This window comes from Flavobacterium chilense (genome assembly GCF_001602525.1).
In the GTDB taxonomy this organism is placed as follows: domain Bacteria; phylum Bacteroidota; class Bacteroidia; order Flavobacteriales; family Flavobacteriaceae; genus Flavobacterium; species Flavobacterium chilense.
Genome location: NZ_LSYT01000002.1, coordinates 920015 through 946223, shown reverse-complemented (window position 1 = coordinate 946223; position 26209 = coordinate 920015). Strand labels below are relative to the sequence as shown.

Here is a 26209-nt window from a genome sequence, read left to right as displayed (position 1 = left end):
CATAACAAATTTGGTTTTTAAATGATTTATTAGCAATCTGAAAAAGACTACTTTCGTTCGACAATAAAAAAGTATTTCACAGATTAAAACTGATTTGAAAATGATTTACTGTATCAAAAAAGACTTAATCAAAGTAGATTACACACAACTAACCATGAAAAGCGAACTACTACAATCTGATATCATTCTGGAAAACGAAAAAGTTTTATTAATCCCGTTTGAGAATGAAAGAAACATTGAACTAAAAGAAATAATTTTTGATGATGAAATCTGGAAATATATGGGAATGTATGTCCGAAACGATCAAGACTTTGAAAACTATATTCAAAATACTTTAAATCAAAAAGCAGCCGGAATTTGTTATCCCTTCCTTATTATAGACAAAGCCACAAACAAAGTTGCCGGAAGCACACGTTATGGTTATTTAAATTATGCCAACCAAAAATGTGAAATTGGCTGGACCTGGTACGGAAAAGATTTTCAGGGAACAGGATTAAATAAAGCCTGCAAATATGAATTATTGAATTTTGGTTTCGAAAATATTCAATTTAGAAGAATACAATTTAGTGCTGATCTTGAAAACAAAAAATCGCAAAGGGCAATTGAAAAATTAGGATCCGTAAAAGAAGGTATATTCAGAAACAACTATGTTGATTCTGAGGGAATAAGTAAAGATGATGTTTATTACAGTATTATTTTGGAGGATTGGAATCTGACGAAACGAGAATATTTCCATGAATTTATCTAAGACAAGCAGATATTTTTCATCCAAAAAAGCATTACTTTAGCTTATCTTAAAATATGATATTGCTAATGGAATTACAAACTATATATCAAAAAACTATAAAATTTGCAGCTAAAAAACACGCAGATCAAAATCAGGTAATTCCCGGAACTAATTTGCCTTATGTTGTTCATTTAAGTAATGTTGCAATGGAAATAATAATTGCTTCTCAGGAAGGCGAACATTTTGATACCGCATTTACAATTCAGGTAGCTTTATTACATGATATTCTGGAAGATACAGAAACTACATTTGACGAACTTACTCATAACTTTAATGAAGAAATTGCTGTGGCTGTTCTCGCACTGACCAAAAACAGCCAAATTCCGAAAGAAGAAAGAATGAGCGATAGCCTTTCCCGGATTAAAAACTTATCAAAAGAAGTTTGGTCTGTAAAACTAGCAGACAGAATTACTAATTTACAAATTCCTCCGGAGAATTGGAGTCCGGAAAAAATCAAAGAATACCATAAAGAGGCTTTACACATACTAAATTCACTACAAGGAGCTAATGAATATTTAGAAAAAAGATTGTCCGAAAGAATTCAAAACTATTCTAATTGTTATATTGCTAAAGAATAAATTAAAAACATTATTTAGGTACAAAGTCAATCCTTCACAAACCAACATAATAAATCTAAAATGCAATTATACTCAGAATATTATGTAAGCAAAAATTGCGAACGGTTTGTCAATAAAATTTGGTGTCTGGATAACAGCATCGGCGAAAGTCTGATCGAAAACAAACTCGTTTTACCCAATGGCTGTTTTAATATCGCCATTGTAAGCGGTAATGCCATAGAAGTTCACACCAGTAAAAGCAAATACGAAATGAACGAAGGATTTTACTTTTGTTCGCAAATGACCAATAAAGTTCTCGTGAATATTCAGCCCAGAACCAAAGTCACTATTATTCAGTTGCATGCCTGGACACTTTCGATGTTCCCTAATTACGATTTGAGCAATTTTACAGATGCTATTATCAGAATTAATTCCGGTGATTTACCTTTTAAAACAGAAATTAAAACGGATTTAAACAGTGATATTTCTATATTAGTTAACATCCTGAACTCTTATTTTGAGGAATTAAACACTGAAAATCCAAATAAAAATCTCATTGAAAAAATCTGTGACAGTATCAAACTGCATAATGAAGAAATTACGGTTTCGGAAATTGGAAAAAGTTTAAACCTGTCGCAACGTTTGTTGCAAATTAAATTTAAAATTGCAACCGGACTCACCATTAAAAACTACATTCAAATCCTGAAATTCAGAAAATCTGTAGATCAAATGGTACATTCTGATTTAGAAAAACTAAAATTGACTGATGTTGCACTTTACAACAAATATTTTGATCAGTCGCATTTTATCAAAAAGTTTAAGGATGTGACCAAAACTACTCCAAAAATGTTCAATTCAGATTCTTACTTTCTTTCTAAAAAAAGATAATATTCGCATTTATACAATTTTGTGAGCTTTGATTAAACTAATTTTGCGAAATCATTAATCATCAATCAATCACAAAATGAAAATCAACAAATCATTTTTCCGACTAAAAGTAATTTTAGTTGGAATACTACTTTTTCAATTCCATATTGGATTTTCTCAGGAAGAAAAAAACTCCGAACTGTACAAAACCATTATGTCAAAAGACAGTCTTCTCTTTAACATTGGTTTTAATACTTGCGATGTCAGGCAATTCGAAAATTTATTAAGCGATAATTTTGAATTTTATCACGACAAAGACAGCATTCAGGACAAAGCTTTGTTTCTAAAAAAAATTAGAAAAGGTTTATGTAGTTCTACCGAAACCTACCAGGCCAGAAGAGATTTAGTAAAAGGCAGTACAGAGATTTATCCGTTATCCAAAAATGGCGTTTTGTACGGCGCTTTACAAGTAGGGATTCATCAATTTTTTGAACCTGCTCCGGGAGGAAAAGATAAATTTGGAAGTACAGCAAGATTTACTCATCTCTGGATTCTGGAAAATGGAATCTGGAAACTAAGAAGATCTTTTAGTTATGATCATCAGGAAGTTAATACTGTAGGAACCAAATCAAGCATTTTTGACAATGATTCTGAAATCGAAAAATGGCTAAAACAAAATAATGTTCCCACACTTGGAATTGGTGTAATCGATAATGGAAAACTTCAGCAAATAAAGGTATTTGGTGAACTTAAAAAAGGAGTAACAGCACCATACAACACCATTTGGAATGTCGCTTCTTTGACCAAACCTGTAACAGCAATTGTCGCTTTAAAACTGGTAAGTTCCGGAAAATTAAATTTAGACGAACCTCTTTATAAATACTGGACAGATCCGGATATTGCAAACGATCCCAATACTAAACTTTTAACGGCAAGAATTATTTTAAGCCATCAGACCGGATTTCCAAATTGGAGATCTATGAATAAATCCGGCAAACTGGATTTTAAATTTAAACCGGGAACTAAATATCAATATTCCGGAGAAGGATTTGAATATTTAAGAAAAGCGCTCGAAAAGAAATTCAATAAAACATTAACCCAATTAGCAGATGAATTAATTTTTAAACCGTTAAAAATGTCGGATACCAAATTTGTCTGGAACGATATAACCGATGTTTCAAGATATGCTATTGACTATGATAATAAAGGAAATGCTTATGAACCTACAAAAAACAAAACAGCAAATGCTGCCGATGATTTACTGACGACAGTTCAGGATTACGGAACGTTTTTATGCAGCATTATGAATAGCGACGGATTGAGTAAAAAAGTTTTTGACGACATGATGGCACATCAGGTCGAAACAAAGAAAAACAAATATTTTGGATTAGGTTTTGAAATATATGATTTAGGAAATAACAATTTTGCCTTATCACATGGCGGAGCTGACCAAGGTGTACAAACCATTTTTTTATTACTCCCAAAAACCAAACAAGGTCTTCTTATTTTCACCAATGTCGACGATGGTTATAAGGTTTACGAGAAAATTGTTGCTCATTATTTGGGTGAAAATGGCAGAAAAATAATTGATATCGAAACAAAGGAAAACAATTAAAATCATAAGGAAAATGGAAACTAAAAAAGACAAAATCATGACACCTATGATTAATATATTAATACTTTTTATCCTGTTTTTAAGCAGAGAAACCTCTGCACAGTCTAATAGTTACGTTTTAAAAATGGACCTTTTAAAAAAGGAAATTATCAAAATGGACAGTTTGCTTTTTGATGTTGCCTTTAATCAATGTGACACGATACTTTTCAAAAAAATCATTGCTGAGGATATAGAATTTTATGATGATCGTTCGGGATTAAATACTTCTAAAACAAATGAGATAAAGTCTTTAATCTCAAAATGTGTGATGTCGAAAAAATTAATTCGAAAATTAAATTACTGTACTATTGATAAACTAGGTGATTTTGGAGCAGTACAACTAGGCGAACATACATTTTATTTTGATGGCAAACCAACAGGAACAGGAAGATTTGTTCATATTTGGGAACGAAAAGAAAAGGATTGGGTATTAAAAAGAATTGTTAGTTATGAGCATAGACCTATCAAAAAGTAATTTTTGGTCTGTGCTCTAATCTTCATTATTCCGATGAAATGAAAAAAAATGATTTTTCCTGAAACTTAATTTAAAAACAGTCGTCTAACAAAAGACGCCAATATAATCTTAACAGATTATAGAGTTTCAATCATCAATCAAAAATCAATCGTTATGAAAAAACCAATCAAATTACTTGTTCTTAGTATTATTTTTCAGTTCTTTTTCTTAAACATTTCGTTTGCTCAGGACAAAGCCAAACAAATTGACGAACTTTTAAACAAATACAATCAATACGGTCAATTTAACGGATCTGCTTTAGTCGCTGAAAATGGAAAAGTTATTTTAAAAAAAGGTTTTGGTTCTGCTAATATGGAATGGAATATCCCCAACAAACCTGATACTAAATTTAGACTGGGTTCTATTAGTAAACAATTTACGGCTTTCTTAATTGTAAAATTAGCCGAAGAAGGCAAATTAAAACTAGACGTTCCTATTACTACTTATTTGCCGGATTATCCAAAAGCGAATGGCGACAAAATAACAATTCATCATTTGCTGACTCATACTTCGGGAATTCCAAATTATACTTCTGCGCCTAACTTCTTTAAAGATAAAAGCAGAAATCCTTATACACCTGAAGAATTTGTAAAGACATTTTGGGATTTACCTCTTGAATTTAATCCCGGAGAAAAGTTCAGCTATAGTAATTCAGGATATTTTTTATTGGGTTATATCATAGAAAAAACAACAGGAAAATCATATGAGCAATATTTACAGGAAACCATTTTTACTCCTTTAAAAATGGTGAATTCCGGTTATGATCACAGCGATGTTATTTTAAAAAACAGAGCTGCGGGTTATGAGAAAAGAGGTAAAAAAATCGTCAACTCTCCTTATCTCGACATGAGTATTCCTTATGCCGCAGGTTCTTTATATTCTACTGTTGAAGATTTATATTTATGGGACCAATCACTTTATACAAATCAATTACTTTCCTCAAAATCTATGGAATCGTTGTTTAACTCTTACATTAAAGCCGGAAAAGGATTTTATGGTTATGGATGGTTTATAGAAGAGGCCAATAATGGTACATCAGGAAAGGTAAAAGCAATACAGCACGGAGGCGGAATTAATGGTTTTAATACTATCATTTATCGTATTCCTTCTAATAAAAATTTAATTGTTTTACTGAATAACACCGGAGGAACTGCTTTAGATGAAATGACGGAATCTATTCGTGCTATTTTATACCATCAGACTTTTACACCACCTAAGAGATCTTTGGCACTGGAATTACTGGATTCTTTTTCAGAACAAGGAATTACAAGTGGTTTAAGCCTGTATAACAAACTTAAAAACGATCCTACTTATGTTCTTTTAGAAGGAGATATGAATAGAGCTGGATATCAGCTATTACAAACCGGAAAAACAAAAGAAGCTATAGAAGTTTTCAAAATCAATGCGGAAACCTATCCAAAATCAGGAAATGTTTACGATAGTTTAGGCGAAGCTTATCTGGCAAGCGGCAATAAAGAACTGGCGATTACCAATTATAAAAAATCTATAGAACTTGATCCGAAAAACGAAAACGGAAAGAAAACTTTAGAAGAAATTTTAAAAAAATAAAAGACAAAAAGACAAACGCATAAGAGCAGTAATCTTTATCTTACCAACTCTGATAGTTCTGGTTTAAAACCAAAATTATCGGAGTTTTTTTATTTCAAAAACGTATTTCTGATTCCATATTTAGCATAAAAAAACTATTTTAGCACTGCCCAAAAAAAGAAGTATAAAATCCCAAATCAATCTAATTTACAGCCTTTAAAGGTGTAAATCATATTTAATAACCTATGAAAAAATTAAAGAAGCAATCTCTTTTAGTATTCTTATTATGCCTGTTAGTGCCAACAATTTGTTTTTCTCAAACAGCTGCAAAAACAGTTCCGATGCCTACCCAGCAAAATAAAATTATAATCGACAAAATTGTTGACGCTGCACATTACAAAAACTATGTGATCGATTTTTGCCTTGCTACTATAAACGAAGCTGCTTTAAAAGAAAAATGGAATGACCAAAAAACGGTCGAAATCACTGAAACTATTAATTACAAAAACTTTCGTGATGCAGTTTACAATATGTTTGCTTTTTACAACGAAGTAGAATTAGAAGCGTTGTTAAAAACATACAAAGAAGACACTGCTTATCAAACCACAAATGTTATGGTTACAAATGATGCTCTGGGTTATAATTTAGAGATTTTTGCCAATGATATTGTGCGTGGAAAGTATAAATAGGTTCTGAGGTACTAAGTTGCTAAGGTTCTAAGTTTTTATTAAATTTCTTGCTTAGGAAATCTTTGTCAAAGTTTAAAACTTTGACAAAGATCAAATAACGTTAGAATTTTTCACATATAGCTTTGCGAAAAACTTCGCGCACTTTGCGGTAAAACACACATGCCAAAAACCTGAAACTTGAAAACAAAAAACTACTTCTTAGCCGGTTTAAAAATCAGTTTAGTCGACGTTTTCATAATCTCATCTTTATTTAATTTCATTTTTCTGAATTGACCAGCATTGTACATTTCTGCCTGATCGTCATAATGTTTACTAAACGGATTTCCGGATTGTCCTGTTGGCAAAATACTCCAACTGTTTTCTATATCTGAAAAATCAACAATTCTTCTGGTTGAAGGCCCTCCTTTTACGTAATACTTCCCTTCATTATTAAGTCCGAAGAATTGATTGTTAATTACTTCATTTGCTCCCGGAGCACCAAAAGGTCCCACATCAAAAAGCTTACGCAGAGCGGCAATTTTCCCTAACGGATGTTCGTGTTCTACTGTATGTACTTTTCCCCAATTCCAATCGGCAACCTGATCGCCTAATTGTTTTTGAAGTGCTGCTACTGCTTCATGAAATGATTTAGAGACAATTTCGCTTCTGGTTTCTTTTACATTTTTAGTTTTAACATTATCCCACCAAACCGAGTTTTCGTTCTCAATTTGTCTGGCAATAACTTGTTTCCCAACAGATAATCCGAGAAATAAATTAAAATTATCCTCTCCCATTTCATCTTCAAAAGTATTTTTAAGATATAAATAAACCCATTTATTGTAAATCGTAGGTCCAATATCTTCAAGATTATTCGTTCCCTTCCATGCTTTTAAAGCTGCAATTACTTCTTTTTCTTTTGCCGAAAGACTGGCATTATTTACATTCGAAATTAAACTCTGAGCTACACCCGGAGAAACTGGCGAAGTATTATCAAAGATCATTTTACTTATTGCTTCTTTATCCCAGTCAGATTTTGCATCCATTAAACCTGAAATTCTTTTGGCACGATCTTCCGGCAAATAATATCCCGGATACAAATAACCGTCAATGGCTTCCGGCTGGTTATTGGCAGAATATACATAACCCCATTTTGGATTTTCGGCTGACGGATTTTTAGAGAAATCCAGATACTCAGCAATGTCATCTTTGCCACTTGCACCATCCAGGATTAAAAAAGAATTGACTCCTTTATTGTGCTTGTATAATTTTCCTGTAGCCCACCAACCAACATTTCCTTTGGCATCGCCATACATGACATTCAATCCGGGTGCAGCAACTAACTGAACCGCTTTCCTGAAATCGTCTTTGCTTTTGGCATGCGAAAGTCCATAAACCGCATCTAAAATCTGAATAGGCTGTTGCGTATAAATCCACGACATGGCAATAGGATTGTTTTTATCTAAACGCTCTAATAAATCATTCATAATTGGACCATGACGACTTGATTTAACCGTCAAAACTACATCTGATGTATCTTTTACTTTAATCGTTTTGGTTCTGGTTTCATATTTACCAAATCCTGCAGGTGTTGCATATTGGTTTGGATCTCCAACTTTATTTTTTTCCTGATAAAAATCAATATCGTCATTTTCAAACATCGTTAATCCGTAAGCATAATTACGATTGTGTGCCAATAAAGGATATGGAGTTCCTGCCAGATAACAACCATACAATTCAAATTCAGGCGTAATTAAATGTGCTTCATACCAGGTTGCCGGCTGTGAAAATCCTATATGCGGGTCGTTGGCAAAAATTACCTTTCCGTTTTTGGTTTTATTTGGTCCTGCTACCCAGCTATTGCTTCCTACAAATGGTGGAATTGGAGAATTATCCAGCAAAGCCGCAACCGATTTTGCAATTGTAGTATACTCTTCAATATTTTCTTTTGAACTTTTAATTTGCGTGGTATTGAACTCCCCTTCAATTCCTAAATCTTTCAAATATCCGGCACCATATCTGTTGCGAATATCTGTTAATAAAGGATCTGTTTTTTGAGCCATCGCAAAGCTAAAAGACATGTAGCCAAAAATGTTGTAAACGTCTTTTATTGTAAATTTTTCTTTTTTAACACCTACCAAAGTAAACTCAATCGGCGTTACTCCTTCTTCTAAATATTGATTAATACCGTCTAAATAAGCCATTGTCATTTTATAACTCTGACTGTTTTTATCTAATTTGGTAATGGCTTTCGCCGAAGCTTCTTCGATCCCAATTCCTGAGAAAAACTTATCATTTTTAAGCGCTACAGAACCAAAGATTTCAGACAATCTTCCCGGTGCGATTCTGCGAAGCAATTCCATTTGCCACAATCTTTCCTGAGCATGAACATAACCCAGAGCGGTCATAGCATCTTTTTCAGAATTGGCATAAATATGAGGGACTCCAAAATCATCAAAATAAACAGTGGTCGTGGCCTGAAGGTTTTTCAACTCTATTTCGCCTTCATATTTGGGTTTCAGATGAAAAATGTAGGCACATAAGCCTATTCCAAGAATAACAATCAACACAAATAAAACCAACAGGATTTTTTTAATTTTTCTCATATTCAAAAAAGTATAATGATAAATGATTCTGTAATGATGTAACTTAAAGATAAAATCGTGTAAAAAAACATCGCTTTTAAAACTCTAAATTTATGTATTTAAAATCAATACTATAAATGTCAATCTATAAAAAAATAGCGATCGGTGTAATTTCGGTGTTCCTTTTTGTAATTTTTATCAATATTGGTCTCAATTATTGGTTAAAAAAGCAACTCCCTATCATTATCAACGAGAAAAACAAAACGGCTTATCATATTAATTATGAGAAAATCGAGGTTTCGCTTATTTCGAGAAATATCTACGCCACGACTTTATTAGTTCATCCCAAAAATCAGCCTGAAAACAGCAAAACAAAAATTGGAATTTATTCTAAAATTGAATCTATTACCATTAAACATTTTAATATTTGGGATTTAGCTTTTCGCGATATCATTCAGGCCGAAAGCATTATCATCAACAAGCCTCGTGTAATCTTATACAAAAAAGGAGAAAAACTTCTGAACAATAGTAAAAGTATAAAAAGTGAAATTATCGAGCCGTTCCGAAAAATTGTTGCTGTTTCGAATATTTATCTGAACGAGGGAACAGTTGATGTTGTTTCCTTAAACACCAACAAACCAATTCTGAGCGTTAAAAAAATCATCTTAAAACTTGAAGGTATTTTACTTACTGATGCTACACTAAAAGAGAAAATCCCGATGCATTTCGAAAAATATGTTCTCGTTTGCGACAGTTTGTATTATAAGCCCAGCGTATTTTACCACATGAATATTGGTCAAATCAGTACCGAAAATAGTTTTTTAAAGATTAAAAACTTTGCCTATCTGCCCGAATTTAACCGAAAAGAATTTGTAAAAAAATTAGACAAAGAAAAAGACATTTATACCATCAAATTAGATTCGGCACACATTGAAAAAATGGATTGGGGATTTAAAAACGAACGCTTTTTCTTTAAGGCAAATGCATTAATAGCTAATCATGTTGATGCCAATATCTATCGTAATAAAATACCCAAAGATGATTTAAGTAAAAAATATCTTTACAATGCCTTATTGCGAAAAATTAAGTTTCCGCTAGAAATTGATACGATTCAGATTTTAAAATCAAAGCTGGTTTATGAGGAAGAAATTGATTTCTCTAAGGGTCCGGGAATTTTAAATTTTGATCATTTTAACATGCAGGTTACCAATATAAAAAGTGGTTTTGGTTTAAAAAAAACTGCCGATGTAAAAATCAAAGTCAATTGTCAATTCATGAAAACATCACCTTTAGATGTTAACTGGAGCTTTAATGTACTGGATCCAAAAGACAGTTTTCATATTCAGGGAACCATTTCAAATTTTAATGTTGTGGCAATGGAACGATTTACCAAGCCGTATATAAACACATCCTTCACCGGAAAATTCAATAAATACCATTTCAACTTCTACGGAAATGACAATACAGCCAAAGGAAATGCGTCTTTAAACTATGAAGATTTAAAAGTAAAACTGTTTAAAAAGAAACATCCGGAAAAAGAAGCCAAATTAAAAACTGCTGTTGCAAATTTATTGCTCAAAGATGATTCAGGGGAAAAAACAAAAACTGCCGATGTCGAATTAGAACGAATTCAGGAAAAGTCATTTTATAATTTTCTATGGAGAAGCATAGCAGAATCCTTAAAGAAGATTTTGATTTAATATATTATTCTCATGAAGTATGTCATTCCGAGGAACGAGGAATCTTCATAAGGGATTCTACAAAGTATTTCAAATTATTAATTGTAACAATTTATTCAAATTAATAATTGAGAAAATCTAAATCCGGATTAATAGTTTTGATTAATTCTATTTTCTTATTTCTGTTCCACCCTTTTATCTCCTTTTCACGGCCAATTGCTTCTTGAATCCAAGTAAACTTTTCATAATACAACAGAAATTCAACTTTATATTTTGAAGTAAAACTTTTACTCTCTCCTCCTATATTTTCTTTATGTTGACTTAAACGAATTCTTAAGTTATTCGTTACGCCAGTATAAAAAACAGTTTTTGATTTATTTGTAATGATATAAATATAGTAAGTATGATATCCTCCTTGTTTTTCCATTCATCCAAAATAAAAAATTTTAGATCAATCACAATTAAAAAAGAAAGATTATTCTTATTTTGTAAAATATAATTCTATTAGGATTAAAAAAGTCTTTATAATTAACAATACATACAGAGTTACTTGTTAAGATTCCTCGTTCCACGGAATGACAAGATTGAGGAAATAATAAACTGCAAACCTGACAATTATCAGTTTTTTTTAGGTTTTATTTTCCAACATTTGCTTTTATTTTTAATTTAAAAACAAATGACAAAACCACCTTTACACACTTTTCATATTCCTGTAATGGGGCTTGCTTATACTATTGACAGCCCAATTCGCGTGGCACAATATGGAATTTCATCTGTCGTTTCTATAGCTGATGATGATTTGATTGAAAAGATGCGTAATTTTTATAGCACCAAATTCAATATTCCGTATGAAGAAATAACCCAGAAATTTCACGATTATCGTGCAGAAAGAATTACTTCTTACCTGAACTTAGTTGACAAAATCGTAAAAGAGAAATTTGAAAGTTTTAAAACTGAATTGGCAGAAAGTAAAACCGCTCTGGAAAACTTCATGTCAATGTTACCCAATTCATCAGACATCAAAAAAGGTTTTCAGAATTTGCTGGAAGATGGAATCTCTTTTAAGGAAAACATTCAAAATTATATCGAATCACATCTTTTTCCCGGAGATATCGATGTGAATATCATGACCAAATTAGATAAAGATAATTTTGTCAAAAACGAACAGCTACCTCTGGAATTTAATGATGCCCACGCAGCTTTAAGGGGTTTTGCAAAAAGTAATCTTGAATCTTCGGTAGTACTTTCTGCCGGAATGAATCCGAGATTGTTTAGTTATTTTGAGAATTTTTCAGACTTTTTTCCTAATCTTAATAACGAATTAAAAAAGAAAATCATTTTAAAAGTAAGTGATTTTAGATCTGCAATGATTCAGGGTAATTTTCTAGCTAAAAAAGGACTTTGGGTTTCTGAATACAGAATTGAATCCGGATTAAATTGCGGCGGACATGCTTTTGCTACTGATGGACTTTTATTAGGACCAATATTAGAAGAGTTTAAGCAAAAAAAAGATCAGCTTGTGCAATCCGCACACGAACTGATGACTAAAGTTTTGCAGCAAAAACAAGTGCATACGCCAGAAAACCCTTTACCACTTAAAATTACGGTTCAGGGTGGTGTAGGAACTGCCGAAGAACATGAGTTCTTACTTGAAAACTATAAAGTAGATTCTGTTGGCTGGGGAACTCCGTTTTTATTAGTTCCGGAAGCGACATCTGTAGATCCAGTTACCCGAAAATTATTGATAAATGCTAAAGAAGATGATTTATATTTAAGTCATATTTCGCCATTAGGAGTTCCGTTTAATACTTTAAGAGGAACTACAAATGAAATTATAAAGCAAAAAAGAATCGAGGAAAACAAAGCAGGGAGTTCCTGTCCGAAGAAATTTTTAGCGCTAAGCAAAGAATACGATCCGCATGGAATTTGTACCGCATCGAAAAAATTTCAGGATATAAAACTGGCTGAACTGGAAAGTACAAAAGACTCTCTCTCTCCTGAGGCTTTCGAAAAAGCAAAATTTGCGATTACTGTAAAATCCTGTTTATGTGTAGGACTTGCCAATGCTTCGTATTTAGAGAATGATATTAAAATAAAAGGTCAGGCACAAGGTGTTGTCATCTGTCCAGGACCTAATATGGCTTATTTTGACCAGGAAGTTTCTCTAAGTGATATGTTAGGCCATATTTATGGAAATAAGTCTGTTTTAAGGACTAATAATCGCCCCAATTTGTTTGTAAAGGAATTAAAAATGTATGTGGATTATCTGAGAAATGAAATCGAAAATATTTCAGGGGAGATTACCAATGCACAACTTAAAAAATGGAATGCTTTTAAAACAAATATTTTAGAAGGAATTGAGTATTATCAAAATTTACTTTCTCCTGCTTTATACTTTAAAGACGATTTAAACACCATTAAAAAAGATTTTGATTTTTATAAATCAAAATTGTCCGAAATCAGGATTCCAACTTTAGAATTAGTATAAAACGCAAAACCCCGATTTAAATTTAAATCGGGGTTTTTATTTATATCAAAATTGTTTACTCTTTTTTCTTTTTACTATCGATAACAGCACCTGTTCCGGTTCCTAAAGCAGCACCGGCTAAACCACCAATAATGGCACCTTCACCTTTTTTCTTACTCACAATTGCTCCGGTTGCAGCACCAACTCCGGCACCAATTACAGCACCTTTAGCAGTTGCACTCCATCCTTTTTTCTTTTTGGTAGTTGTTGTAGTTGCAGTTCCGTCAGCTTGTTGATGTACTACCACAACTTTTTGAGATTCTATCTTTTGTTGCTCCACCTTTTGCTGTTCTTTCAGGTTTGCCATTTCTGTCTTCATTGAATCAATAACCCTTTGTTTATTAATTTCAACTTTCATCGAATCAATGCTAGCTTGTTTGGCTTTATTAATATCTTCTTTTCCCTGATTCTGACAAGAGATAATTGATAAAGCGGCGAATAATATATATAAGGCTTTCATGATTGTAGTTTTTTAAATTATTACACTACAAAGTAAAGAAGATCCCTTTTATTGAAGTTACATGATTTATACTAAAGGTTACAGAATTTAAAGATTGTGCCTCATTTGAGACGCGGATGAAGCAAGTGGATAAAAAGAATCCCGCAAAGACGCAGAGTCGCAAAGTTCTATTCTCCACAACTTAAAAAAATTAAAATGATTAAAAAATCAGCTTAAATCTGTAAAGTATGCGTGAAACACAAAACTAAGCGACTCTGCGTCTTTGCGGGATTAATATATTTTACTTTGCTAAAATTCCTTTTTTCAGGATTTGTCCAAAATCATACATATCTTCATAAGAACAATACAACGGAACTGGAGCCAGACGAATTACGTTAGGTTCACGCCAATCTGTAATAACACCACTTTTCATTAAATAATCGAACAAGCTTCTTCCTTCTCCATGTAAAAACACAGATAGCTGGGACGCTCTTTCTGTTGGGTTCGAAGGTGTAATAATTTCGAAATTACCTTTAACTTCTTTATCTATTTCATGTAAAATGAATTCTAAATAAGTGGTGATATGATCTCTCTTTTTTATTAAGGCATCCATACCAACCTCAGCAAACATTTCTACTGAAGCTAAATAAGGCGCTAAAGAAAGTACCGGTAAATTACTAATTTGCCAGCCATCTGCTCCATGAACCGGATCAAAATTTGGCTCCATTTTAAAACGGCGTTCTTTATTGTGTCCCCACCAACCTGCAAATCGAGGTAAATCCGGATTATTATGATGTTTTTCATGCACAAAACAACCTGAAGCATTTCCGGGTCCTGAGTTCATGTATTTGTAACTGCACCAGGCAGCAAAATCTACATTCCAATCGTGAAGTTGTAGTTTGATGTTTCCTGCAGCGTGTGCCAAATCCCAGCCTACTTTTGCCCCTGCTTTTTGTCCCGCTTCGGTAATGGTTTTAATATCAAAAACCTGACCTGTGTAATAATTTACTCCGCCAATTAAAACCAGAGCCAGTTCATCGCCCAATTCTTCAATTTTTGCCAGAACATCTTCCAGACGAATATTATGTTCGCCTTCGCGACGTTTGATTTCTACAATAGCATCTTCGGTTTTATAGCCATGAAAATGCACCTGACTCTGAAACATATACTGATCTGAAGGAAATGCTTTTTCTTCGCAAATAATTTTATAACGTTTGCCTTTTGGCTGATAAAAAGAAACCATCAATAAGTGAAGATTAACTGTTAAAGTGTTCATCACTGTAACTTCTGAAGGCAGGGCACCCACAATTTTACTTAAAGGTTCTGCAAATCTTTCCTGATAATCCCACCATGGTTTATCGGCATAAAAGTGACCTTCAACGGCAAGATCTGCCCAATCGTTCATTACTTCATCAATATATGCTTTGGTACGTTTTGGTTGTAATCCTAAAGAATTTCCGGTAAAATAGATTACGCGTTTGTCATTTACTTTAGGAAAAAGAAACTGATCCTGATAATGATTTAATGTGTCTTGCGAATCAAGCTCTCGTGCGAATTCGCGTGTATTTTGAAAAGTCATTGTGTTTTGTTTTGTCTGCTAAAATAACAAATTTTGTTTGTTTTGTTTCATGTCGATATGTTTTGTGTGATTTTTACCGCAAAGTTCACAACGAACGTCAAACTTGAAACCATTAAAAAACAAAAAACCCGACAGGTTTTAAAACTTGTCGGGTATTTTTATATAAGAAAAATCTAATTATAGAATTAACATCGCATCTCCGTAAGAATAGAATTTGTATTCTTCTTTGATTGCTTCTTCGTAAGCTCTTTTCATTAAATCATGACCACAGAAAGCAGAAATCATCATTAACAATGTTGATTTTGGTGTGTGGAAATTGGTAATCATACAATTCGCAATACTAAAATCGTGAGGAGGAAAAATAAATTTATTTGTCCATCCTTCATATGGATTCAATGTATTTTGAGAAGAAACAGAACTTTCGATAGCACGCATAGAAGTTGTTCCTACTGCGCAAATACGTTTTTTCTTTCCTTTTGCTTCATTTACAATATCACAGGCTTCTTGTTTGATGATCAACTCTTCAGAATCCATTTTGTGTTTTGATAAATCTTCAACCTCAACCGGGTTAAAGGTTCCTAAACCAACGTGAAGTGTAACTTCTGCAAAGTTTACTCCTTTGATTTCTAATTTTTTCAAAAGGTGTTTTGAGAAATGTAAACCTGCAGTTGGTGCAGCAACAGCTCCTTCTTCTTTTGCATAAATAGTCTGATATCTTTCAGCATCTTCAGCAGTAACTTCTCTGTTGATGTATTTAGGAATTGGAGTTTCTCCAAGTTCTGTCAATTTGTTTCTGAATTCTTCGTAAGAACCGTCATATAAAAAACGTAAAGTTCTACCACGAGAAGTAGTATTATCAATTACCTCAGCAACCAACGAATCGTCGTCACCAAAATAAAGTTTGTTCCCAATACGGATTTTACGAGCCGGATCAACCAAAACATCCCAAAGACGTTGCTCTGAATTTAATTCTCTTAACAAGAAAACTTCAATTCTTGCTCCTGTTTTTTCTTTGTTTCCGTACAAACGTGCAGGGAAAACTTTAGTATTATTAAGAATTAAAACGTCTCCGTCATCAAAATAATTGATAACATCTTTAAACATTTTATGTTCTATGGTTTGTTTTTGACGATCGATTACCATTAAACGAGATTCGTCTCTATTTTCTGCCGGGAATTCCGCTAAAAGTTCTTTCGGTAAATTAAATTGAAAATGTGATAATTTCATTTGAGAAAGTTATGAGTTATAGATTTAAGTCAGGATTATCTGAATCCCTGACTTTTAATCGTGTGCAAATATACGATTGTGAGATAGGCGTTGTCAAGTGTTTTGACGTTTATTTTCAAAAGTCGCTGATTTAGTGGAGTTTTGACAACATAAAAAATTGCTTTTTTACCATATAAGTGATATAAGTTCATTTAAATTAGAAATCTTTAAAAATTGCTGATGTTTTTATTTGGCTAAAGCCGAGCAGCTTGCGCATAAAAAAACCTCCAGTTAAAACTGGAGGCTATTTAAATTATGCTCATTTAAATGAACTTATATCACTTATATGGTTTAAGCCTACAATTCTGAAACCTGGAAGTTTAAAGCTTTTAAATCATTCCAGAAATCAGGATATGATTTAGAAACCACCTCGGCATCTTCGATAATAATAGGTACTTTTAAAGCTAAAGGCGCAAATGCCATTGCCATACGATGATCGTTGTAAGTTCCAATTTTTACATTATGGTTAATATTTTCTGAAGCCACTAATGTCAGACTATCATTAGTAACCGAAATATTGGCCCCTAGTTTTGTTAATTCAATTCGAAGTGCTTCAAGACGATCTGTTTCTTTAATTTTCAGCGTATGAAGTCCCGTTAAATGACATCCTATTCCTAAACCCAAACATGTTACCACAATAGTTTGTGCAATGTCCGGAGTATTGTTCAGTTCAAAATTTACGGTTTCGTATTTAAAATTGGCTTGTTTTACCAAAGTCATTTTATTATCCTGAAAAGTAGTCTGAACTCCTAGTTTCTCATAAAGCGAAACCAATTCTGAATCTCCCTGTAAGCTGTTCTGTTTATAACTGCTTAATGTTATTGAAGCTGTATCGGCTAAAGCCACTAAACTAAAAAAGTAGGATGCTGAACTCCAATCTGATTCTACAACCATTTCTTTTGAAACTACTTCTGCTTTTGGGAAAACTTTAATTACATTTCCTTCAAAACTGGTTTGAATGTCTAAATCATTTAGCAAAGCCAGAGTCATTTTGATATACGGAATCGAAGTGATTTCTCCTTCTAAAGTTAATTCTAAACCATTTTCTAATTTTGAAGCCACAAGTAAAAGTGCCGAAATATACTGACTGCTTACATTTGCTGCCAAAGTAACTTTTGAGGCAGTAACTTTTTTCCCTTTGATTTTGATTGGCGGATAGCCTTCTTCTTTTTCATAAGAAATCTCTACTCCTAATTGTCCCAAAGCTTCTACCAGAATCTTTATCGGACGTTCCTGCATTCTGCTTGAACCTGTCATTACAACTTCACGACGTTCATTTACTGCAAAATAAGCTGTTAAAAAACGCATTGCTGTTCCTGCATGGTGAATGTCTACAATTTCGTCATTACCAATCAGGGCTTTTTGCATTACTTCGCTATCATCAGAGTTTGAAGTATTCGCCAGTGTAATATTTGGAAATAATGCCTGTAACAACAACAAACGATTGGTCTCGCTTTTTGATCCTGTTACTGCAATTTGTCCTTGTAAATTATGTTGAGTTGTTTGTAGTAGTAAATTCATTTTTCTAATTGTAAATTGTAAATTTATGAATTAGGAATGGTTAGAAACGTAATTCGCCACGCAATTTACCACTCCACACTCATAATTCAAAATTCAAAACTCATAATTCAAAACTTATGAGTGATATTTCACAATTATTTTAATTTATCGTTGTTTTTATGACGATCCTTGTCCCTAACTGATTTTAAGTCCATTTTTTTATCAAAAGCAGCCTGTAAATCAATTCCGGTTTGGTTGGCAAGGCATAAAACTACAAATACAACATCTGCCAGTTCTTCGCCTAGATCTTTATTTTTATCACTTTCTTTCTCTGATTGCTCTCCGTATCTGCGGGCAATAATTCTGGCAACTTCTCCTACTTCTTCCGTAAGTTGTGCCATATTGGTCAATTCATTAAAATAGCGAACACCGTGTTCTTTAATCCAGGTATCTACATCAAGTTGGGCATTTTTCAAATCCATAGTTATATTTTTTTAAGAACAATTTTTTCATTTTGACTTGCGATCATTTTCTGGAAAAGGTCTTTTAATCCGTTGTACTGATCTGCTGCAAAAATACTATTGTTAATTTCTTTTGAACTACTTATTTGAATTTTGTTTCCCTCATTTGAAATATTTAAATAATAAATTATCTCTCTGTTTTCAGATGAAATCTTAACTACTTTAGGCAATGACTCTACCGCATACCCTTCGGGAATTTCAAGATTTATATTGAATTTCTCCAGGGTTGGATATCCAAAATAAACCGGCATTTGTCTTATTTCCTGATTAAAAGGATTTTTGCTTCTTGTAAAAAACAATAACGGATTTATAAAGATTTTACCTCCTATTGTTTCTACTCTATTGTCTGAGACTAATGAAAATGTTTCTACAACAGGATCAGAGAAATTCGTTTTTTGGTTCTCAATTTTGTAATCTGAAATCTTAAGATCTCCTAACCTTTCTTCTAATTTTTCAAGATAATTTTCCTGATTCTTACCTGCATTTTCAACTCTGAAACGATAAGCTTCATAATCTGTTCTTTGTATTCTGATTTTACCTTCGATTTTGCCTTGCTGATCTATTTTAACCAGCATATTCGAAAATTCTTTTGAAGCTGTAGCAGGTATTAGATTAATCTCTTGTGATGTTCCGTCATCTTTAATCAATCTACCTTGCCAGTTCAAAACATTTAAAGGTAAAATTCCCGGATATGTAAATTTATGTGTTGCGTCCAGTAAAATTTGTTTTCCATCAATTTCTGCTGCAGCAATTACATAATTAAATCCTGTTCTGGTGGGATAAACCGGCACTCCATTTTCTGTTGTGCTTACTAAAACCGGATTTACTTCTAATCCTGCCAGCTTTAGCATATTGATCAAAATAAAATTAATTTCGGCTACATTCCCGGTTTGATCTGCATAAGCTTTGATTACACCTTTATCTGTGTAACAATCTTTTTTCTCATTCCCGTTCATTTTGTTCTGAACAAACTTAAAAATGATATTTAATCGTTCTGTTTGCGACTCGACATTTGTCAGTAATCGTTTTACATCTTCCAGCAAAAAACTTTTTTCATTGAGTTCTTTTCCAAAATTTTTATCTTTAAAAATGGTACTCGCCACACCTTCCCAGGTCATAGCATAATCTTTTACAGGCTGATCCGGATAACGGACTCTTTCAAGCTCATGCTGAATTGAACCTTTGTAGTTATCCATGTTATCTACATAAGGTTCGTTTCTTAAAGCGGGAATATCTTTACCGGTATAAAAAGCACTGATTTGTTTGTATGAAATTGCCGTAGATCTGTTATAATCCCCTTCAAAACTTTGGCTTCCATTTGTTAGTTTTGAATCTGTGTCGATTTTGTGGTTGCCTATTAATATCGTTTTATAAATATAGTATTCGGGAATATCAGTTTTATATTCAAAATAATTTACCGGAATATTATACTGAAAATCAAAATCAGGAAGTTTTACAATATTCTCAGATTTTAGAACATATTTATATTCTATAACGGAACCAACTTTTACATTGGGTAATGTTATTGTTTTTTCGTTCCAGAAATTGTTTACTTTTTTCTTAAAAGTTCCCTGATTATCCAGTTTTGTCTTGACAATTGATCCATTTTCTAAGTTGTAAGTAACGGCGTTTGAAAACTCTAACCTATCTTCACTAAGCGTTTCATAACCGATATAAAACCGAACGCTCTGATCAGCCCATTTTAATCCTTCTTTTTTATAAATCTTGATTTTGAACTCATAAACATGATTAGCCGAAAACCCTTTGTCTTTATGAAAAGTAAAAAAGGTTCTTCCTTTTTTAAACAAAATTGCAGCTGCCGCAGTTGTATCCTGAGGATTTGCTTTTTCTTTTAATTCAGCAATAGTTACTTTTCCTAACTCATGATTTTGAGCTTTGGTTTTGTTTAACCCTATTAAAAGAAAAGCAACTATTACTAATTTTTGAAACCTCATCTTTATATTCTTTTTAAAACAATTTTTTCTGTTTCTTTTGCAATCATGCCTTTATAATATTCTTTAAGCATATCATATTGCTCTGTAGAAACAATTGCTTCATTGATTTGATGCTGAATATTAATCTGCAATACATTTTCGTTTGCAGCAATATTAAATTTAAAGCTTCCTAAATTATCCTGCATATTAATTACTACGGGTGCCGGTAAAACTTCTGCTGTAAATCCTTCAGGAATTTTTAAGGTAATATTGTATTTGTCTGTAAATGGAAATCCAAAATCTACCGGATATTCTCTTTCTTCCTGTTTAAACGGATTTTTTTCTTCTGTAAAAAACAACATTGGGCTTACATATATTTTTCCTCCAATTACTTCACATAAATCATTTCCTGTAAACGAGTAGGTTTCGATTGTTGGTAAAAGAACTTCTTTTTCATTTGTTCTGACATAATCACTTATTTCAATTTTTTTATTGTGATTTTCCAGTTTTTCTAAATATTCTTCTTCTTTCACTCCATCGATTCTGCCTCTTGTTAGCATGGCAACATAATCTGTACATTGTCTTCTTGTTTTACCTTTTACTTTTCCGTCAGGATCTACTTCATAGGTCATAAAAATAATATCATTCGAGGCTTTTTTAGGCATCAGATCTACTTCTTCCGAACTTCCGTCTTTTCTAATTAATCTTCCTGACCAGTTTAAGGCTCTAAAAGGTAAAATATTTGGCGTTGCAAACTTATCTGAGGCGTCTAATAAAACATTTCCGTTTGGTGTTTCAACCGCAGCAATTACATAATTAAAAGCAGTTCTGTTTGGAAAAATTGAGATTCCGTTAGAACGTGTACTTACCAAAACCGGATTTGCCGTTAGACCTGCATATCGCAACATTGCCGTAAGCATTAAATTAATATCGGCTATATTTCCTGTTTTTTCTTTATATGCTTTTTTAACTCCGTTATCACAGCTGTAACCTGTATAGTCGTTCCATTTTACATTTGTTTTAACGTGATTAAAAATCGTCATAATCTTTTCGTCAATCGTATTTTTATCTGCTAATAATTTTTTCAGATCTTCTTCAAAGTAACCTGTTTTATTTAATTCAGGCCCAAAATCATCATATTCGTAAATTGTTTTTACGACCGAGTTCCAATCTGTAGAATAGGTTTTTATTTGTGCATTTGGAAATTTTGTCATCGATAATTCATGCTGAATACTTGAGGTATAATTATCAATATTGTTTACATAAGCCTCATCTTTCATCGCTGGAAAATCGGTAGCCAGATAAGTCGTTTGTGTTTCTGTATAATCTATTTTATCTGTAGAAAATTCGGTTCTTGTGGTAGAAAATCCGCCTCCGCTAGATACTCTTTCTTTACTGCTAATCAGAATTGATTTTGGAGCTTTTTCAGTCGTAACTTTAGGAAAAACATACCCTTTTTGCTTTACATTAAATACATAATATTCCGGAACATAGGTTTTAAATTCAGAATAGTTTACAGGAATACTCGTTTGAAAATCCCATCCTCTAATCATTCTGTCACTGGGACTTCTCACCTGATAACTAAATTCTATAACAGAACCTTCCTTAACATTAGGCATTGTTATCTTTTTTTGTCCTCTAAATTTATTGACAACTTCATCAAACGTTCCGTCGCTTTTTAGCTTGGTTTTTTCGATTTTTCCATTTACGAGATTATAGGTTGCCGCATCTGAAAAACTTACCTTTTCTTTAAATCCGTTTGCATAATAATACCAGACTTTTTGGTTCGCCCAGTCATATCCTTCTTTTTTATAGATTTTAATTCTGGTTTCGACTTCTGTAACCGTAATAAAACCGTCGCTTGGATCGTATTCGATTCTGGAACTCCCTTTTTTGTATAATATTGCAGCAGTGGCAGATGAATCTTTTGGATGCACTTTTTGCTCTAACTCTGCAATAGAGACTTTCCCTAATTTAAATTCCTGTGCTGTCATCTTCGACATACACAACAATACAATTAGGCTTAAAATTTTGATTGGTTTCATTTGGTTAATTCTTGGTTAATATAATTTTGGCGTTATCATTTCTTGCTACCTGCTCCATAAACAAACGATAATCATCGTATTCTTTATTGGTATATTTTCCTTTGTATAAATATATAGAGCGTTTGTAGGTTAGTTTATTATTATCCTTTTTGATAATTTCAGTTTTATACTCTCCAAATTTTCCTTTTAACTCAAAGTTTGAAGGCAGAAATTCGATTGTAAAACCTGCCGGCAGATTAATTTCGATTTCATCTGAATCCAGATACCCTCGCTGAATCTGAAATGGATTTTTTCTGTTACGAATTCTTTTTACGTTACCGGAATTCTGATTGAATGCATCAACTATAAAAATCATTTTATTTCCTGAAATTGTGGCGTAATTTATAGCACTAAGCTGAATATCCTCTGTAAAACGAACATTTTCTTTATTGTTGGTAAACGTAATTTTCCCTAATTTAAGATTGTTGATATTATCCCAATATTCTTTATAATGTGCTTCTTTTTCTGTAGGCAATAAATGTTCTACTCTGGCTTTTGAACTGTATTGAGAACCTTCTGAAACTATTACAACCGAACCTGAAAAGTTACCTTTTTCATCAAGAGTGTAACTTCCTGTATCTTTTTGGGTATTGCCATTATCTTCATACACTTTTGTTCTCACAATTTCTCCGCCTTCGGGTTTGATTACGAGAACATCTCTGTCATCTGTAAAAGTTCCCTGATACCCAAAAGGATCGTCCTGACTTGTACATTCTAACCATGTATAATGATTTCCGTTTGGAATTGATAAAATCATATGATTTCCCTGCATCGAAACAAAATCAGATTCTATGTTCGTTTTATAACTATCACCATACAAAACGGTATTGTATGAAGGAACGTCGACTACCTGCAAAAGTGCTTTGGTATAATTGGTCAATGCTTTGCAATCACCATATCCTAATCTGTCTACATCTGTAGCCAGCATGGGTTTCCATCCGCCAATACCAACCTGAATGCTAACGTATCTTGATTTTTTTTGTACAAAATCGTAAACCAGTTTTGCTTTTTTTATAGGATCTTTTTCATCTCCAACTATTGCTTTGATTTTTGCCTTGGTTTCTTCCGGCAGGTCTGTGGTTCCGGCGAGTATTTTCTCTGAATACCATTTCCCAAAATCAGTCCAGTTTGTTGCGGTACCATCAACTCCTTCCAGATGAAAACGTTCCAGGCCCATCATAACTTTAGGAAAAAGGTCTTTATAAGCCGGACTGTAGTCTTCTTGCTTTTGTGCTAAAATATTCGTGGCAACATACGATAGTTGGGTACTGGTATCATTGGTCTTTTTTAGATTAAAACCAGAAAACTGAAATTCTTTCTTTTTAAAACCTAAATCTGCTGGGTAAGTAACATTTAAAGTTGCTTTTTCAATACTGGTATAAAAGCCTCTTAAAGGCATCCATCTTGGAATAAATGCAGTTGACGAAGTTTGGACTTCACTGGTAAATTCAACTGTAAACGGATAAGAAATTGGGGTATAATCTAAATAAATATATCTGCTTTCTGAAAAAAGTGTACTCCCGCCAACCACACTCTGATCTTTAAAATCTTTTCTTTTAATTCTCTTGATTTCCTTGCCAAAAGCATCATAAACTACTGCTTCAATATTTTTTACTGAGGTCGATTTATCATAAAACTCATAAGCTTCTGTAGCATCAAATCCTTTTTCGTTTAAAACAGTTACTGCGCGGCGATTTTTGATATTCATGCTTCGCTGTGAAAGAATTGCAATATCTGTCTGATCAAAACGAACTACGGCATTCGCATTTTCCTTAAGACTATCAGCGATCGTTGTGATAGCATATTCATTTTTCTGAGCAAAAGAAATAAGGGTAAATAGTAAAAAAAATAATACAGAGAACTGGTTTTTCATTAGTAAGTAATTTCGCCAAATATATATTATTTTTAGAAATACTTAACATTTGTTTAGGAAATTTTAGTCTCTATTTTTGCTGTCTATTAAAATAGTTACGGGGCCGTCATTTAGCAAGTTAACTTTCATATCTGCGCCAAAAATTCCGGTTTGTACTTTCTTATTAAATTCCTTTTCTAAAGATTGTACAAAATTCTCATACATGGGTATTGCAAAGTCCGGTTTTGCCGCTTTTATGTACGACGGACGGTTTCCTTTTTTTGTAGAAGCATGCAATGTAAACTGACTAACCACAATGATTTCACCATCGATATCCTGAACCGAGCAGTTCATAATATCATTTTCGTCTCCAAAAATTCTCATCTTAATGATTTTTCCAACCAGCCAGTCAATATCTTCCTGAGTATCGGCATCTTCAATTCCAACTAAGACTAATAATCCTTTTTGTATGTCGGCTGTTTTTTGTCCATCAACCGTTACTGATGCATGGGAAACTCTTTGAAGAACTACTTTCATAGAAATGGTGAATTGTAAATTATTAAATATTGATTTTTCCGGAAAAACGAAGATATTAAAATTGCAGCCAATTATAATTCATAATTAACCATCAACAATTCACAATTACTTTCTCGTTTCATCGCTTGCTGCACGATCCTCGCCATAAGTATCGGTGCGATAATGCTCCTCATCACCTTCGAGAATTTTAAGGTAGCTATTGTAACGTGACCATGCAATTTCATCTTTTTCTAAAGCTGCTTTAATAGCGCAATGCGGTTCTTCTTTATGCAAGCAATTGTTGAACTTACATTGGTCTTTTAATTTGAAAAATTCCGGAAAATAGCCGCTTATTTCTGATGGTTCCATATCAACGATTCCGAAACCTTTAATTCCCGGAGTATCAATAATGCGGGCATTAAAAGATAAGTCATACATTTCGGCAAAAGTTGTGGTATGCTGACCTTGTTTGCTTTGTTCTGAAATTACGGTAGTTTTTAAATGCAGACTTGGTTCCATCGCATTTACCAAAGTTGATTTTCCAACTCCTGAATGACCTGAAAACATACTCACCTTACCTACCATCATTTCTTTCAGCTGGTCAACACCCTTGTTTTCTGTAGATGAAATTCTGAGACATTTATATCCAATTTCGGTATAAATATGCTGTAAATACAACTGATCGTCTAAAGTCTGATCATTTAGCGTATCGATTTTATTAAAAATAAGAATAGCTTCGATTCCGTATGCTTCGGCAGTAACGAGAAAACGATCAATAAAACTTGTCGTTGTAGGCGGATTATCTATGGTTACCAGCAAGAATACCTGATCGATATTCGACGCAATAATATGAATCTGTTTAGACAGGTTAACTGATTTACGAACGATATAATTTTTTCTTTCGTGAATATTAAAAATCGTTCCGGTAACAGCATCTGAAGTTTCTTCGAGTTCATAATCGACTATATCGCCTACAGCAATAGGATTAGTACTTTTTATACCTTTCATCCTAAACTTCCCTTTCATACGGCACTCTATAAAATCTCCTTGTTCAGATTTTACAGTATACCAGCTTCCTGTAGATTTATATACGATTCCTGTCATTCTTTAATTTTAGATTGCTGATTTTAAGATT

The 26209-nt window shown here is 33.0% G+C and carries 21 protein-coding genes; 9 read left to right on the top strand and 12 right to left on the bottom strand.

Going from position 1 to position 26209, the window contains the following annotated elements; all coding sequences use genetic code 11:
* Window positions 1-100: 100 nt before the first annotated feature.
* The 7 genes from A4F88_RS09300 (at window position 101) to A4F88_RS09270 (ending at window position 6616) form a co-directional block, all read left to right on the top strand.
* On the top strand, window positions 101-748 hold the full coding sequence (locus A4F88_RS09300) for a GNAT family N-acetyltransferase (protein WP_245179066.1): 648 nt from the start codon (window positions 101-103) through the stop codon (window positions 746-748).
* A gap of 65 nt (window positions 749-813) precedes the next feature.
* Window positions 814-1365 (top strand): HD domain-containing protein, encoded by a 552-nt coding sequence (locus A4F88_RS09295; RefSeq protein ID WP_068842285.1) that lies wholly within the window; start codon window positions 814-816, stop codon window positions 1363-1365.
* Between the two features lie 60 nt (window positions 1366-1425).
* The gene (locus A4F88_RS09290; protein ID WP_068842284.1) at window positions 1426-2232 is read left to right on the top strand and encodes a helix-turn-helix transcriptional regulator; all 807 of its coding nucleotides are present in this window, start codon (window positions 1426-1428) and stop codon (window positions 2230-2232) included.
* A 76-nt stretch (window positions 2233-2308) separates the two neighbouring features.
* Complete coding sequence (locus A4F88_RS09285) at window positions 2309-3826, top strand: serine hydrolase domain-containing protein (RefSeq protein WP_068842283.1); 1518 nt, start codon at window positions 2309-2311, stop codon at window positions 3824-3826.
* Between the two features lie 13 nt (window positions 3827-3839).
* The gene (locus A4F88_RS09280; RefSeq protein WP_068842282.1) at window positions 3840-4340 is read left to right on the top strand and encodes a nuclear transport factor 2 family protein; all 501 of its coding nucleotides are present in this window, start codon (window positions 3840-3842) and stop codon (window positions 4338-4340) included.
* A gap of 153 nt (window positions 4341-4493) precedes the next feature.
* Window positions 4494-5948 carry a serine hydrolase domain-containing protein gene (locus A4F88_RS09275; RefSeq protein WP_068842281.1) on the top strand — a complete coding sequence of 485 codons (1455 nt, stop codon included), beginning with the start codon at window positions 4494-4496 and terminating at the stop codon, window positions 5946-5948.
* Window positions 5949-6172: 224 nt separating this feature from the next.
* Entirely contained in the window at window positions 6173-6616 is a 444-nt protein-coding gene (locus A4F88_RS09270) for a hypothetical protein (RefSeq protein WP_068842280.1), read from the top strand.
* Between the two features lie 191 nt (window positions 6617-6807).
* On the opposite strand, the gene A4F88_RS09265 is transcribed toward A4F88_RS09270, so the two are convergent.
* On the bottom strand, window positions 6808-9198 hold the full coding sequence (locus tag A4F88_RS09265; RefSeq protein ID WP_068842279.1) for a penicillin acylase family protein: 2391 nt from the start codon (window positions 9196-9198) through the stop codon (window positions 6808-6810).
* Between the two features lie 116 nt (window positions 9199-9314).
* Here A4F88_RS09265 and A4F88_RS09260 point away from each other — a divergent pair, with 116 nt between their 5' ends.
* Complete coding sequence (locus A4F88_RS09260; RefSeq protein ID WP_068842278.1) at window positions 9315-10877, top strand: hypothetical protein; 1563 nt, start codon at window positions 9315-9317, stop codon at window positions 10875-10877.
* A gap of 100 nt (window positions 10878-10977) precedes the next feature.
* On the opposite strand, the gene A4F88_RS09255 is transcribed toward A4F88_RS09260, so the two are convergent.
* Window positions 10978-11283 carry a GIY-YIG nuclease family protein gene (locus tag A4F88_RS09255; RefSeq protein ID WP_068842277.1) on the bottom strand — a complete coding sequence of 102 codons (306 nt, stop codon included), beginning with the start codon at window positions 11281-11283 and terminating at the stop codon, window positions 10978-10980.
* 249 nt (window positions 11284-11532) lie between these two features.
* On the opposite strand from A4F88_RS09255, the gene A4F88_RS09250 reads away from it, so the two are divergent.
* Window positions 11533-13344 (top strand): hypothetical protein, encoded by a 1812-nt coding sequence (locus A4F88_RS09250; protein WP_068842276.1) that lies wholly within the window; start codon window positions 11533-11535, stop codon window positions 13342-13344.
* Between the two features lie 55 nt (window positions 13345-13399).
* On the opposite strand, the gene A4F88_RS09245 is transcribed toward A4F88_RS09250, so the two are convergent.
* The 10 genes from A4F88_RS09245 to rsgA all read right to left on the bottom strand — a co-directional run bounded on the left by A4F88_RS09245 (window position 13400) and on the right by rsgA (window position 26178).
* Window positions 13400-13843, bottom strand: a complete 444-nt coding sequence (locus A4F88_RS09245) for a YMGG-like glycine zipper-containing protein (protein WP_068842275.1) — start codon at window positions 13841-13843, stop codon at window positions 13400-13402.
* Between the two features lie 280 nt (window positions 13844-14123).
* Entirely contained in the window at window positions 14124-15401 is a 1278-nt protein-coding gene (gene kynU, locus A4F88_RS09240) for a kynureninase (RefSeq protein WP_068842274.1), read from the bottom strand.
* Window positions 15402-15578: 177 nt separating this feature from the next.
* Complete coding sequence (queA, locus tag A4F88_RS09235; protein ID WP_068842273.1) at window positions 15579-16628, bottom strand: tRNA preQ1(34) S-adenosylmethionine ribosyltransferase-isomerase QueA; 1050 nt, start codon at window positions 16626-16628, stop codon at window positions 15579-15581.
* A 336-nt stretch (window positions 16629-16964) separates the two neighbouring features.
* Complete coding sequence (locus A4F88_RS09230; protein WP_068842272.1) at window positions 16965-18188, bottom strand: 3-phosphoshikimate 1-carboxyvinyltransferase; 1224 nt, start codon at window positions 18186-18188, stop codon at window positions 16965-16967.
* Between the two features lie 134 nt (window positions 18189-18322).
* Window positions 18323-18649, bottom strand: coding sequence for a nucleotide pyrophosphohydrolase (locus tag A4F88_RS09225; protein WP_012022600.1), 327 nt, complete (start codon window positions 18647-18649; stop codon window positions 18323-18325).
* A 2-nt stretch (window positions 18650-18651) separates the two neighbouring features.
* Window positions 18652-20643: a DUF3857 domain-containing protein gene (locus A4F88_RS09220; protein WP_068842271.1), complete on the bottom strand. Its 1992-nt coding sequence runs from the start codon at window positions 20641-20643 to the stop codon at window positions 18652-18654.
* Between the two features lie 2 nt (window positions 20644-20645).
* Window positions 20646-22667, bottom strand: a complete 2022-nt coding sequence (locus A4F88_RS09215; RefSeq protein WP_068842270.1) for a DUF3857 domain-containing protein — start codon at window positions 22665-22667, stop codon at window positions 20646-20648.
* A gap of 4 nt (window positions 22668-22671) precedes the next feature.
* On the bottom strand, window positions 22672-24579 hold the full coding sequence (locus tag A4F88_RS09210; RefSeq protein WP_068842269.1) for a DUF3857 domain-containing protein: 1908 nt from the start codon (window positions 24577-24579) through the stop codon (window positions 22672-22674).
* Window positions 24580-24642: 63 nt separating this feature from the next.
* A complete protein-coding gene (gene dtd / locus A4F88_RS09205) occupies window positions 24643-25095 on the bottom strand; it encodes a D-aminoacyl-tRNA deacylase (protein ID WP_068842268.1) in 453 nt (150 codons plus the stop codon).
* Between the two features lie 105 nt (window positions 25096-25200).
* Window positions 25201-26178: a ribosome small subunit-dependent GTPase A gene (gene rsgA, locus A4F88_RS09200; protein WP_068842267.1), complete on the bottom strand. Its 978-nt coding sequence runs from the start codon at window positions 26176-26178 to the stop codon at window positions 25201-25203.
* Window positions 26179-26209: the final 31 nt, after the last annotated feature.